Source organism: Desulforhopalus sp. (genome assembly GCA_030247675.1).
In the GTDB taxonomy this organism is placed as follows: Bacteria; Desulfobacterota; Desulfobulbia; order Desulfobulbales; family Desulfocapsaceae; genus Desulforhopalus_A.
Window position 1 is genome coordinate 632,478 of the sequence record JAOTRX010000002.1, and the last position, 14,296, is coordinate 646,773.

The following is a 14,296-nucleotide window of genomic DNA, read 5'->3' on the forward strand; positions in this document are numbered from 1 at the left end:
CTGAGTACAGGCGAGTTTTAAAATTTGATGGAAAATGTATTTTCACGGTTCCAACCGTGGTTGGCCGAATGCCTCGTCAACGTGAGGGATTAAAAAATTGCTACCATGGGTTGCCTGATTTGAAAGCGTATGATTGTCTTGTTTATACGGAGTTTTGAGCTGACATATGGTGTTATGTAGCTCATGCTGGTTTTAAAAATGTAAAACTCCATTGCTTTGATTATCCAGCTGGGATTGCAATAGAGGTATCCTTACAATGAGTAATGCTAATATGATATTAAACCAACAGTTATCTTGGACCGGTGAACGATACCTTCCAGAAGTACATGGAAACATAGAAGCTGAGCATCTCCATCGTTATCTTTTTGCAATGCAATTTACCGAAGGAAAAAGAGTCTTAGATATTGCGAGCGGAGAAGGTTATGGAGCTGCATTATTAGCAGTTAAGTCGAGCACTGTCGTTGGTGTAGATATCGATGCAGAAGCTGTTTTACATGCTAATTCTAAATATCGCATTAGCAATCTAGAGTTCAAAATTGGTTCGTGCGCATCTATACCGCTAGATGACCAAAGTGTCGATATAGTAGTTAGTTTTGAGACTCTTGAGCACCATGCCGAGCATGAGTTAATGATGCGTGAAATAAAGCGAGTCTTAATTCCTGGAGGAGTACTGGTTATATCTACTCCAGACAAATTGGAATATACCGACAATACAAAAACTCAAAATAAATATCATGTAAAAGAATTATATCGCGACGAGTTTGATGGATTACTTGCGGGATTCTTCAAGCGGCATCTCATGTGTGGCCAAAAGATGGTATATGGATCGGCAATTTTCCAGGAAAACAGTATTAGCAGAGTAAGAAGTTATGAAACTAATGCGACAACGGATCATAAGATTTCCGGTATTTCTCGTCCATTGTATTTAATTGCTGTCGCATCCGATGGGGAGTTGCCTTTGCTCGAGGGTGGGCTTTTTGAGCAGCCACTCAGTGAAAATGATTATGTACGTGAATCAACGTGGCAGATAGAAAGCCAGCAGAAGGAAATTGCACGGTGCCATGAAATAATAGACAATTTTCAGAAGGACATTGTTCAGAGGGATTGGCAGGTTGTTGTGCTGCAACACAACTTGTTAGAAAAAGAGATGAAAACAAACAAGTTGTATGGATATATTTCGAATTCTTCTTTGTTAAAGTTTGCGCACATTTTAAATATTCAAAAATGGATTGGGTATGTTAAGTTTCACCAATGTCTCAAGGAACAACCTTTACTTGATGCAAGCTGGTATTTACTACAATATCCTGATGTTAAGGAATCAAATATCTCGCCAGTTTATCACTACTTTTTTTTTGGAATAGAAGAAGAGAGAAATCCTAATCCATATTTCGACACTCGCTGGTATTTAAGTCAGTATTCCGATGTCGCTCGTAGTGGAATTAATCCACTCATGCATTTTATGCTTTATGGCGCACAGGAAGCAAGAAATCCCAATCCGTATTTTCATACCCATTGGTATCTATTTGAGTATCCGGATGTTGCCAATAGCGATATGAACCCCTTGGTACATTACATAAGGTACGGTATTGCAGAGGGAAGGAATCCCAACCCGTATTTCGATGCAAATTGGTATACCAATAAATATCCGGAAGTCAAGGCAAGCGGTTTACCTCCCCTCCTTCATTATATGGAGTTTGGAATTATCGAGAAGAGAAATCCCGGACCGTTTTTTGAAACGTGTTGGTATATCGATGAGTATAAAGAAGTTACCAGTATCGGTATTGACCCACTGCTGCACTATATGCAATATGGCATTAAGGAAGGGAAGAACCCCAACCCTTATTTCCAATCAATATGGTATTTAGAAGAGTATCCGGATGTGGCTTCTTCCGGTCTTGACCCGTTGTTAGATTATATAAAACATGGGTTGGAAAAAGGGAGGAATCCTAACCCGTATTTTGATACACGGTGGTACCTTGGCGAATACCCCGAGGTATTCGCGACCGGGATGCATCCGTTGCAACACTTTATAGAATGTGGTGTTGAGGAGGGGAGGAACCCCACCCCCTATTTCAACACTCGCTGGTATTTGCATGTGTATCCCGATGTGGCAAAGAGCGGTATGAATCCATTGTTGCATTTCATGAAGCACGGAGAGAAAGAAGGACGAAATCCTGGACCCTTTTTTAATGGGATTTGGTATTTGGCCGCGTATCCTGACGTTGCTCAAAGTGGCATGAATCCACTGCATCACTATATGAAGTATGGGGTTGTTGAAGGAAAAAGACTGTCATTCACTCCGACTGTTATTCCAGGGTTTGTCAGGCCAGGAGTAAGTTCGGCCTCAGTAAGGCCCTTTGCCCTGTCCCTTGCAGAAAAAACCTCCATCGACTCGGAAGAGACCTTGTTCTTTGATTTGGTCCTCGTGACATTTAATTCAGGAAGGTGGATTGATAACTGCCTGAGATCATTGCTGCCACATGAAAAAACTATAACTCTTACCATAATTGATAACGCCTCAACAGATGATACGGTAAATAAAATATCGGAATTTTCAAATCAATTTTCACACATTACAATCATAAAAAATTCAACGAATGCTGGCTTCGGCGTTGCAAATAATCAAGGTGCTGAGGTTGGATCCAATCGGTATCTAGTGTTTTTGAATATTGATACGGAGTTGCACGACCCTCAGGCATTAATGAAATTGAGCGACATTATAAACCGATCGGCAAACGATGTGGCTGCCTGGGAATTTCGTCAATTGCCCTATGAGCACCCTAAATGTTACGACCCGGTTTCACTGGAAACAAGCTGGTTCAGCGGTGCCGCAGTTGCTGTAAAGCGAGAGGCGTTCGAAGCTGTCAAAGGATTCGATGCCAATCTTTTCATGTATTGTGAGGATGTTGACTTAAGCTGGCGACTCAGGGCCCAGGGCTATCGTCTGCTGTATTGTCCTTCGCTCACCATTACTCATCACTGCTACAGTCGGGCGGGAGAAACTAAGCCAATTGCACAGTATTTTGGTGCTCTACATAATTACTTTTTGCGTAATCGTTTTGGTAAAGATTTGGATATTCAGGTCGGACGGGATTTGCTTCTCCGCTTCTTCCGGTATGTGGGGAAATACGCACCCCATGAGTTGCATGAAAAACTCACCGAGGTGGATAGGACAAGTGCTATCTTTAGATCGACCAGATGCGAGTCGAACCAATTCTTTAAGCCATTTTTCGAAGGGAATGACTATGAAGTCCGTCGTGAGGGGGATTTCTTTGCCAGTGCAGTTGTGGAATCAAATGCCAAAGTGTCTGTTATCGTGCGCACGATAGGACGTCTTCATTATCTTGAACGCGCTCTTTATTCGATCATAAATCAAACGTATAGAAATGTGGAAATCGTCGTCGTTGAGGATGGCTCGAGCTTTGCCCAGGACCTCGTGTCTTCTTTTCGGGGGCATAATGTTGTTTATCGGCCGGTTGCTAAGGTGGGGCGTTGCCAGGCAGGAAATATCGGTTTATCAATAGCGAGCGGTGATTTCTTTAATTTTCTTGATGAGGATGATTTGTTGTATTGTGATCACGTGGAAACGCTGCTCAACGCTCTTTTAAAAAATCCTGAGAATGATGCTGTCTGGGCGTCAGCCTTTTGTGTGTCAACGACCGAATCGGAGGATGGATCGAGCTATTATGACAGGCATTATCAGGTTGCGCATACAGTGGAACCTGATAGCACTACCATACTTGAACGGAACCACTTTCCAATTCAGGCAGTACTGTTTCGTCGGCAATGTTTTGAAAATCTCGGTGGACTCGATCCCGATCTCGAATATCTTGAGGACTGGGACCTCTGGATACGATACATGCGGAACTACAAGTTTCTAAGAATTGCAAAGACCACATCGTTGTATCGAATACCTTTTGAAAAGGATATGTATGATAAGAGAAAAAATAATCTTGACCATTATTATGAACGTATACAGGAAAAACATAGAATACTGAAATAAATGCTGAGAAGGTAGGCGTTTGGAATTTGTCAATTGAAGAGATTTTTTACATAAACCGTGCATAAGAATGATCAATAATACCACCTCGCACCAGATCCATCAAAATAACTTTACAGTATTACGGTGGCTTGCCGCAGGTTTAGTTCTTTATGGCCATTCATTTGTTTTTCTAGGATTGCCGGCTCCGTCATTTATGAGTTGGGCATCATTAGGAGCACTTGGGGTTTATATTTTCTTTGCCATCAGTGGCTACTTGGTGGCTCAAAGTTGGGTAAGTGATCCCCATCCTTTTCGATTCTTGCAGCGGCGAGCTCTAAGAATATTTCCTGGTTTAGTGGTTTGCATTACATTGACAGTTTTAATGTTGGGTCCACTTCTGACAAAATTGCCGATTTTTGAATATTTTTCACATGTGCAGACCCGAAATTATTTCTCCAATATCGCATTGTATATGTCCTATAATTTACCAGGAGTATTCACAACAAATCATTATCCAAATGCAATAAATGGTTCTTTGTGGAGTTTGCCGGCAGAGTTTTCGATGTACTTCGCTTTGGCGCTGGTCGGTGTAGCTCGCATTCCTAAATTTGGGTGGGCTATTGTAGCCTTGTGCTTTGTGGTATTAGCAAAATTATGGGCGATGGAGACTCCAAAAATGTTAGTGATCTATCGCACTGACTTCCGCCAAGTATTAATTTGCGGAGCATATTTCTGGGTTGGTGCCGCCGCATTTAAGTACAACATTAGCAGGTTATTCACGGTTAGTAATGTTTTAGGAGCAGTAATTATCTGGCTGATGCTCACCCGCTGGCCTCAATTATTTGTTATTGCGAGTTGGATAATCCTTCCATTTCTTGTGATTGCTTTTGGTATGGCGCACAGTCCAATTCTCAGCCGATTTGCAAAGTATGATTATTCATATGGCATATATATTTATGCCTTTCCTGTCCAGCAGACTATCGCCCATTTTTGGCCACACATGCCTTTAAAGATCTATCTTATCGTCACAGGGATTATTACTGTCATTCTGGCAGGGTTATCATGGCATTGGATAGAGCGGCCTGCTCTCAAATTGAAGCCACCCCGCCCTATTTGAACAATTGCCTATAACAGGACGGCAAAAAATTCTCTTGGACAAGCAAACATGTTTAAAAAAATCTTCACTAAAATATTTGATAGCACTCCTTCTATTGATGTTAGTGAACTAAATAATGGAAATAAGCCTGGTATTCGGATGTTGTTTCCGCTTGGTCATTTTTATTCGCCGGTAGCTGACCCTATCGATATCCGAAATCGCGAGGGAAGGATCTGGGCACAGACGGATTTGATGCCAGGAATTGAAATGAATATTCAGGAGCAGTTAAACTTGCTCCTCAAACTAAAGCCTTATACCGCGAAAATCGACTTTCCAACCGAAAAACCGGATGATGGCGCTATCTATTTTTATAGTAATGATCAGTTTCCGGTATTGGATGCAGAAGTCCTTTTCACAATGCTTTGCCACTATCGGCCAAAATCTGTAATTGAAATTGGCAGTGGCTATTCATCATTGATTACTGCTGAAGTTAATAGACGGATCCTGAACTTAAATCTTGATTTTTACTGTATTGAACCCTTTCCAAGGCAATTCCTTATTGATGGGGTTCCTGGAATCACCGGTCTTGTACAAAAAAGAGTGGAAGACGTTGAACTGGAATATTTTGATAGGCTGGATGCCAATGACATCTTGGTAATTGATTCATCGCATGTATCAAAAGTTGGAAGTGATGTAAATTATTTGCTTTTTGAGGTCTTGCCACGACTCAAACAGGGTGTGCTAGTCCATTTTCATGATATTTTTTTGCCGGATGAATATCCTAAGGTTTGGGTTATTGATGAGGGGAGAAATTGGAACGAGCAATACTTGCTGCGTGCATTTTTACAGTACAATTTTGATTGGAAGGTCGTTTGGGCTGCCCATTTTATGGGAACTCGTCATAAGGCCGCTGTCCAGGAAAGCTTTTCCCGATATCCCGAGTTTGGAGGCGGGGGAAGCTTTTGGATACAGAGGAAATAGAATTACGAGAAGATGATTGGTGGAAATTTGTCGCTGGCGTTTTTAACAAGTTCATGAAAGTGTTTATGCTGCCACGTTTGGCCTTAAAAATAATCATTTTAGAAAAAAATATACAATGGCTATCGCTCTGCGTTGTATCATCCTGATATTGACGTGTTTTATTTTTTTTGATGAGCCAACCTTGGCTAGCCCTTTGTGGTTTTTTGCCTTGATTGCCATACTGTATCAGTCTGGAGTATCTCTAAACTGGTACGTTGCACCGTTATTTAAAGAAAATTGGCTATTTGTATACACATGTCTGCCGATAATTCTTGGTCTGAGCACGACATGCATAATTCTTTTAACCTGGGGCAACTTCGGAGGCGCAATTGATTCAAAGACAATCGGTATTGCTCTTCTTTTTCAGCAAATCACTTCTTGGTTTTTGCTGAAACGTCCGCTTCCTGACCTACCACGGGTGAGTCCTTCTCATCTCGTTTTATTTCTTCCGGCTTTGACAATTCTTGGGTGCTACATTTTTTTTAGCTTTAGACAACAGGCCTTAGCATGGGATCATTTTACGTTTTGGTTAGTGAATGCTAAAGAGATATTTTTAAACGGCGCACTCCCCTCCAATTCTGAAAAATTATTTTCACTGGTAAACTACCCTTCCTTTATTCCTCTGCATGCCGTTCTGTTGTATAATTTCTATAATTTATGTGCTGAAAATTTTAACTTTTTATTTAACGCCCTGTATCTTTTCTCTGGGTTAATATTGGTTGGGGGCTATTTTCTGCACTGTCCCCGATATATCTCGTATCTTACAGGAATTTATCTGACTTGTTTCGCGTTCAGTACTCAGTTCTTAGCTATGACATTTTATGCTGACCTGGCAGTATGCTTTTATATCACCATTGTCGCTACTCTTATTTTTATCGCTCAGGGGAACTTGAGGACATCTGCAATAATATTTTTTTTAATTGTGATCTTGGCAATCAAGCCGACAAATATAATTTATGTTCTTGAATTGGTTGTCGTCTTTTTGCTTTACGAGGTCTATCGAACACATTGCTCTTTACAAGAGCTAAGTAAAAGCCTTACCACAAAAGTTAATTTAGGCTTTCTTCTTTTTGCCTGCTTATATATAGGTTCCACTCTTTATTATAAAAAATATATCAATTTATATCTGCCCCAAGAGTTAAATTTTTACTCCCCATCGGTTGAACTGACAATTTCTTATTTGTCGAATCGTTTGCTGCAAATTCTTGTTTATCTTTATTCCTCATTCGAATACTTGATATATGGGCTTTGCTTGTTTGTCTTGTTTGTTTTGCGTAGTCAGTACTTTACTGGAAGAAATCTCGCGATTTTCTTGGCGTTCCTCCTTGTGTCAGGAGCTGGTGTTGCCTATTATTTTATTCACCCAACAAGCTTTCACTCAAATAGTTTGAAGCGATACATTACCGCTGGATTATTAATTTTTCCTTTGCTTCTTATTACTGAAAACAGGACTAACGACAGAGGTTATCTTTCTACAGCATTTGTACTGTTACTTTGTGCAAGCGGAGTATATTTAACGATTTCAACTTGCATCCAGTTAAGAGGACTTGGAAGCAAAAAACTAATTGCAGCAGAAATTATTCTCCCGTCTTATCAGAGCATTGCAACAAAAATAAAAATAAAGGTGGGAGATAGCCAGGCCAGGATAGCTATTTATAGCCCTGTCGATGATCAAAGGTTTGTTAGTGGAAGACATTCTCACAATATAATTAAGTATTTTCTCCTACCGTATAAAGTCGACAAATTTATCGGTACATTTCCATATAAAGATGTCAATAAACTGTTTGAAAACACCAAGCCTACGCATGTACTTTTGTGGAAGCCTGACGATGCTATGAAGAATACATTTAAAAATAGGACGACCGAAGAGTTAATCCAGCTAGATAAAGATATCTTTTTTGCCGAAATAAAGAGGGATTAGCGTGATTGATTGGATAGTAAAGAAATCCATTTTTCTCCTACTGTTGTAATCTTTAATAATTCAATTCACCTGTAAAAAATGAATCTATTGATATATATTCCAGCCTTTAATGAGGCTAAAACAATCAGGCAGGTCATCGCAAGTATACCAGGATCATTTGTAGGAATTGAAGATGTTAAGGTTTTAGTCGTCAATGATGGGAGCAGCGATAATACCACAGGGGAAGCAGAGGCCGCTGGTGCCTTTGTGGTTAGTCATAAATCCAATAAAGGTGTCGGTGGAGCCTTTCAAACTGCGGTTCGTGTCGCTTTGGAAAGGCGGGTTGATATTCTTTGCAGTATTGATGCTGACGGACAATTCGATGTAGGGCAAATATCCCAAATGATAAAACCCATAGTTCAGGGCGTCGCAGACTTTTGTATAGGAAAAAGATTTACAAATGCTAAGCCCGCAAATATGCCTGAGATAAAATATTGGGGGAATCAGCAGGTGAATCGAATCGTTTCTTGGGCTTGCGGAGAAAAAATTGAGGATGCCTCTTGCGGCTTCAGGGCGTATTCCAAGGAATGCCTTCTAAGTCTGAATTTGCAAGGAAAATTTACATATACACACGAAACTATTTTAGATCTTGTTAACAAGGGTTTTTGTATTGAGCAAATACCTGTCTCAGTCAAGTATTTTGATGATCGCGTTTCAAGAGTGGCCAATAGTCTTCTGAAATATGGTGTGCAGACAGGAAAGATAATTTTAAAGTCGCTAAAAGACTATAAACCGTTTTACTTTTTTGGCGCTATAGCAGCCGTTGTTTTTATTATTGGGTTGATCCCTGGGGTTTTTGTAGCTCTGCATTGGTTACTTATCGGTACGATAAGTCCCTATAAAGGCCTTGGGATTTTGTCTGTCTTGACTGAGATTGTAGCAGTAATCTTTTTTGTCCTGGCGCTTATTGCGGATATTCTTGGAAGAATTCGAGATAATCAGGAAAAGATCATGTATTTGCTTAAGAGTATGAAGTTTAAGGAGTAGTATCAATTGTAGCTATTACAGACGCCGGATTACCGACAACAATCGAATAATCTGGTACGTCCTTGGTTACCACCGATCCTGCGCCAACAACTGCCGAGAGTCCGATTGTGACCGGTTTTATAATGAGCGTGTTCATGCCGATGAATGCATAATCTTTAATTACCACATCGCCTTTCCTGTATTCTTTGATACCTGTTCTCGACAGTATAGGGTAGTGCGTTATTATTCTTGAGCCATTAGTTATAACAACGTTTTTTCCTATTGTTGTTGTTGTTCCTTCTGTTGTATCAAACAAAACATCCGATCCGATGAACGTGCTTTTCCGGTCATAAAATTTAATTCCGCAGGCAGCTAAGAGATAACTTCTTAAACCAGGAGCTATAAAAAATTGTTTCGATATGTGAATGAGGAAGAATTTTATAGCTTTTTTGAAATATATTTTTGAGAATCCGGAGTTCCAGATCGGTTTATGGTTCATAGGGTATCTCTTTTCTATATTTAATGTGTTTCGCAGGGATTCCGGCCATTACACTGTAAGGTTCGACATCTTTGGTTAAAACGGCGCCGGAAGAAATGATCGCTCCTTTGCCAATATGTTTAACAGATTCTGTGATTATCACATTGTTGCAAATCCAAACCTCGTCTTCAATGCGCAAAGGCGATTGACTGGTAATGTTGTCAAAAATGCTGAAGCCATCAAACTCGTGCTTATGGGTTTGGATCGTGACCTTGTCTGAAATGCAGACATTATTGCCGATTTCAACTCCACCCGAGATGTCAATTTCAATGTGCCGTGACAAGATACAGTTGCCATGAAAGATTATTCCACTTGATGGATTTGGTTTGTCAAAGTTAGTTATAACAACGTCGGTAGAGATATTAATATTTCCTGTGTTGAACCGAATTCTATGGAAAAGTATCTTGATAGATTTGAGGACAGGTATGGTGAAGAGTAGAGATGTGAAGAACTTTTGAGATATGTAATCAATTTTGTAAATAAAGCTGTTCATCTTAGCTTTTTACCATTAAGAGCAAGAGTAAGACATATTAATTCAGTCATATGTCAATTAACCCTGTAGAGTGTATGTTTTATAAAAATGGGTGAACTATGTTTGGCCGGGAGTTAATTTTTGTAAACATAATATTTGATTATTATAAAACGAATCGGTATTAAGATTGTGACTGAAATTGCAGTAGAGAGAAGGTAGTGGAAATTAAGAAAATTAAGTGAATTATATAATAAATTTGCCAATAGATATAGGAAAATTAAATAGAATACAAATTTTAGAAATTTTTTATGATCATGTTGCGAGTTAAAAAGAACCTTCAATTGAATATAATAAAGGAATATGTAACATATTCCATAAATTATGCAAAATGATAATTTCTCATTAAATTTGAACAATTCGATAAAGATAAATAGACCGGAAAAAACAAAAATATATCCGGTTGCGCTGATGAGGATATATTTAAGTATTTGATCTCTCGATTCTGCCCTAATAGGTATCCTATACATAGGGTGTTATTTTAAACATGTTAGTTAGGTAGAAAAGGATGGGATTCCCTGGGTGGGGTTACCTAATACGCTTCTTTTGAAGATTATTACTTCTGTGGTAGCAGTACAATAAGTGCTACAGACTCAAATTGGGAAATTAGGTGAGTTGAAATTTTTATTTGGCTGTCACTCTTACGCCATGTCGTTAGTGTAAAATCAAAGAACACTCGATCTGCAACTCACCCAAGGACCAAGATACCAGATTTTTACACTTCGCAAAACAGGGATGTCACTGAGAAACATAGCTTTAGAAGTTATGGAATTTAGTTCAGCACGTTAAGTCGTGGCTTCAAAGGAATGTGTCAGCGAATGGTCATATTTATAAGAAAGATGTTTTGGATATACCAAACCATCGTGGTGTCGTTAAACGAAGGATGTAAACGCTGTTGTAGATGAGCGAAGGTAATGCTCCTTTTGAAAAAGATTTGTCGCATCTGTTGTCCTAGTTTTGCCTCACCCATTCTTCTTCCGCCGGTGACGCATTTCCCGGTATTTTGAATCAGTTGGTAACGCTTCAGTCTCGGTAAGTATCTGCAGGTATACTGTATAGCGTTTCTCATCAATTTCTTTCTTGTGCAGCAAAGAAGTGACTGCGCAGCCCGGCTCGGCTTTATGCTTGCAGTCCCTGAACCGGCATCCCTCTCTTCCGGCCTTTTCAAACCCTGGAAAATGGGCGGCGAGGGCTGCTGGTGAGACATCGATCAGGCCGAAATCATTAAAGCCGGGCGAATCGATAATTTCCCCTCCGCCATTGAGATAGTGGAGGGTGGACACGGTCGTGGTATGCCTTCCCCGCTTTTTGCTTTCGCTGATTTCACCGACCTGTAGATCGATATCCGGAAGGAGGCTGTTGAGGATGGAGCTTTTGCCGACTCCGGTAGGGCCGATGAAGATGCCCCTGTGTCCTTCACTGAAGAAATTGCTCAAGGCGGCCAGGCCAGTGCCGTTAGCTGCGCTGAGCACAAAGATATTGGTCGATTCTTGATATGTCGGGGCAATTGCAGCGTGATAGGCGGCAAAGCAGGGAAGGTCTGATTTGTTGATGATCAGTATTGGTTGGATACTGGACTTTCGGGCCGCGACAATTGCCCGGTCGATAAAGCCCGGCGGCGGCAGCGGTTCGCAAGAAACGACAATGCCCAGTATGTCAAGATTGGCTCCCACCAGGTGGGAGCCGCCGCGGGCGTCCATGCGGGAGATTTCCGATGTCCTGGGAAGCCGGGTGAGGACATCCTCCTTGACCGTCACCTTGTCGCCGACCACATGACCCGAGTTGCGCTTGACCCGGATCATCCTTCGCTCACTATTTGCAGCAAAGAGGACCTCTACCGCCACCCCATAATGGGCGACGATAAGTCCTTCCTCGCCGGTGCCGGTCATCTGCGTTGTTTCCAAAATGCTCCTTGTTATGTTCTATTTGGCTGTCTTGCCCGGTTGCAAGGGTGAGGACTTTCTCAACGGTACAGATGCAAAGGTCCTGCAATCAGCCATCTGCTTGATTGGTCATTGATGGATAAAATAATTTGGGTATTATACATTCTTTTTGGACAGAGTTAAGATTATTTGCTCTTCGTCCATATCTTCGACAGCCAGCGTTCAGCTGCTTTTTCTAACTGAGGAACAGATATGTTTATTGATCTTTTACGAAAACGCAGAAGCATCCGGCAATTCCTTCAGCGACCGGTGGAGAAAGAAAAAGTCGACCTGTTGGTTGAGGCCATGCTGCGTTCTCCGTCTTCCCGCAGTCTCAACCCCTGGCGGTTTGTAGTGGTTTCCGATCCTCAAGTCATCCAGGACCTGGCCAAAGCCAAGGTTCATGGGTCGACGTTTATGAAAAATGCGCCGCTTGCCATAGTGGTATGTGCCGATCCGGCAAAATGCGATGTCTGGATTGAGGATTGTTCTATTGCTACCCTGATCGTTCATTTGGCGGCGGCGGATCTTGGTCTGGGGAGTTGCTGGGTGCAGGTGCGAATGCGGGAGCACGACAACCAGGTATCGGCGGAGGAATATGTGAAAAAACTCCTGGGCTTGCAGGATACCATGGTGGTTGAGGCGATGATTGCCATAGGCTACCCCAAGGGGGAAACCACCGGGCATCCGCAGTCGTCATTGTTGTACGACCGGGTTAGGTATCTAACCCCCTGATCCCGATAAAAGGCGGAATATGAATTCGATTCTCTCCGTTAGGAACCGAAAATGAGCGAAGAAAAAGTATACGATGTCTTGGTGCTGGGCGGGGGCCCTGGTGGGTATACCGCCGCCTTTCGTGCTGCTGATCTTGGCCTGGCCGTTTGTCTTGTGGAAAATGAGCCGGTTCTTGGCGGGACCTGTCTGCATGTCGGCTGCATTCCCTCGAAGACACTTCTCCACGCTGCGGCAGCCATCGAAGAGGCATGTCAGGCGAGCGAGTACGGTATAGATTTCCCAAGGCCGCAGATAGATTTAGGGCGGTTGCTAGCAAAGAAAAATGCGGTGATCCAGCAGTTGGCCGCAGGTCTTGACGGCCTCTGCAAAGCACGAAAGATCACCCGCCTGAACGGTTATGGCTGCTTTACAAGCCGGTCCTCTCTGGTCGTTACCGGGGCCGAAGGCAAGCAGGAGGAGGTGCAGTTTCGCAATGCCATTATCGCCACTGGCTCCCGTCCTTTCGTCCTGCCGGATATCCCTGCCGATCCGCGCATCTGGGATTCGACGGCGGCCCTGCATCTCAAGAGCGTGCCGGAACGGCTGCTGATCATCGGCGGCGGCATCATTGGTCTCGAGATGGCGCAAATCTACAGTGCCCTGGGCGCGAAGATCACCATCGTCGAAATGCTTGACCAGATTATCCCTCCCGCCGACAAGGACCTTGTCCAGCCGCTTTTTCTGAAATTGAAAAAGCACTACAGCATTTTCACCAAGACCAAGGTGACAAAGATTCTTCTCGCCGCCGACTGCATCGAAGCGCAATTCGCAGGAACAAATGTCCCGGAGGGCGGCCAGTTCGACGCAGTACTCATCGCAGTCGGCAGGCGTCCGAATACTGCCGGCATGGGACTTGTCGAGATCGGCCTGCAACTGAACGAACGTGGCTTTCTTCAGGTAGACGAACGCCAGGTAACAAATATCCCTCATTTCTATGGTGTCGGCGATGTCGTCGGTGAACCGATGCTCGCCCACAAGGCGTCCCATGAGGGCAAATTGGCCGCCGAGATAATTGCCGGGTATAAAGCTGAGTTGAGCAGCTCGTCTGCTCAGACGAAACTTATGCACTTGCGGTATGAGCTTGCCATCAACCCAGGTGCCATCCCCTCCGTCGCCTACACCAACCCGGAGATTGCCTGGGTTGGACTGACGGAGAAGGAGGCCAAGGCGAAAAATATCGAATTCGATAAAGGCAAATTCCTCTGGGGTGCCAGTGGCCGGGCCCTCAGCGTCGGCGCCCAGATGGGGGTGACCAAGGCCCTGTTCGATAAAGCAAATGGCCGGATCCTCGGCGCCGGAATCTGCGGCATGAATGCCGGTGAGCTGATCCATGAAGCGGTGCTGGCCCTGGCAATGGGCGCCACCGCCCGGGATATCGGCCGCACCGTCCATGCCCATCCGACCCTTGCCGAAACCTTTGCCTTTGCCGCCGAGATTGTCGATGGTTCAATTACCGATGCCCTGCCGCCTAAACAAAGATAGTTCCGGGTTCCAGTCGGCACCCGTCGC

Annotated in this window: 10 protein-coding genes; 7 read left to right on the forward strand and 3 right to left on the reverse strand. The window is 43.0% G+C overall.

Going from position 1 to position 14,296, the window contains the following annotated elements; all coding sequences use genetic code 11:
- Positions 1-256 precede the first annotated feature (256 nt).
- From OEL83_02820 to OEL83_02840, 5 genes are all read left to right on the forward strand, one after another.
- Entirely contained in the window at positions 257-4,003 is a 3,747-nt protein-coding gene (locus OEL83_02820) for a glycosyltransferase (GenBank protein ID MDK9705961.1), read from the forward strand.
- A gap of 67 nt (positions 4,004-4,070) precedes the next feature.
- The gene (locus OEL83_02825) at positions 4,071-5,099 is read left to right on the forward strand and encodes an acyltransferase (protein MDK9705962.1); all 1,029 of its coding nucleotides are present in this window, start codon (positions 4,071-4,073) and stop codon (positions 5,097-5,099) included.
- 48 nt (positions 5,100-5,147) lie between these two features.
- Positions 5,148-6,059 (forward strand): class I SAM-dependent methyltransferase, encoded by a 912-nt coding sequence (locus tag OEL83_02830; protein ID MDK9705963.1) that lies wholly within the window; start codon positions 5,148-5,150, stop codon positions 6,057-6,059.
- Positions 6,060-6,174: 115 nt separating this feature from the next.
- On the forward strand, positions 6,175-8,019 hold the full coding sequence (locus OEL83_02835) for a hypothetical protein (protein MDK9705964.1): 1,845 nt from the start codon (positions 6,175-6,177) through the stop codon (positions 8,017-8,019).
- A gap of 78 nt (positions 8,020-8,097) precedes the next feature.
- Positions 8,098-9,045, forward strand: a complete 948-nt coding sequence (locus tag OEL83_02840; GenBank protein ID MDK9705965.1) for a glycosyltransferase family 2 protein — start codon at positions 8,098-8,100, stop codon at positions 9,043-9,045.
- Here the strand turns inward: OEL83_02840 and OEL83_02845 are convergent.
- The 3 genes from OEL83_02845 to rsgA all read right to left on the reverse strand — a co-directional run bounded on the left by OEL83_02845 (position 9,035) and on the right by rsgA (position 11,995).
- Positions 9,035-9,523 (reverse strand): acyltransferase, encoded by a 489-nt coding sequence (locus tag OEL83_02845; GenBank protein ID MDK9705966.1) that lies wholly within the window; start codon positions 9,521-9,523, stop codon positions 9,035-9,037. The two genes, OEL83_02840 and OEL83_02845, sit on opposite strands and share 11 nt — an antisense overlap.
- Positions 9,513-9,845 (reverse strand): hypothetical protein, encoded by a 333-nt coding sequence (locus OEL83_02850; GenBank protein ID MDK9705967.1) that lies wholly within the window; start codon positions 9,843-9,845, stop codon positions 9,513-9,515. Before OEL83_02850 ends, OEL83_02845 begins: the two co-directional genes overlap by 11 nt.
- 1,208 nt (positions 9,846-11,053) lie before the next feature.
- Positions 11,054-11,995 carry a ribosome small subunit-dependent GTPase A gene (rsgA, locus tag OEL83_02855; protein MDK9705968.1) on the reverse strand — a complete coding sequence of 314 codons (942 nt, stop codon included), beginning with the start codon at positions 11,993-11,995 and terminating at the stop codon, positions 11,054-11,056.
- 231 nt (positions 11,996-12,226) lie between these two features.
- On the opposite strand from rsgA, the gene OEL83_02860 reads away from it, so the two are divergent.
- Together OEL83_02860 and lpdA are read left to right on the forward strand one after the other, a co-directional pair.
- Positions 12,227-12,748 (forward strand): nitroreductase family protein, encoded by a 522-nt coding sequence (locus OEL83_02860; protein ID MDK9705969.1) that lies wholly within the window; start codon positions 12,227-12,229, stop codon positions 12,746-12,748.
- Positions 12,749-12,799: 51 nt separating this feature from the next.
- Positions 12,800-14,269 carry a dihydrolipoyl dehydrogenase gene (gene lpdA, locus OEL83_02865; protein MDK9705970.1) on the forward strand — a complete coding sequence of 490 codons (1,470 nt, stop codon included), beginning with the start codon at positions 12,800-12,802 and terminating at the stop codon, positions 14,267-14,269.
- The last annotated feature ends 27 nt before the right edge of the window (positions 14,270-14,296 follow it).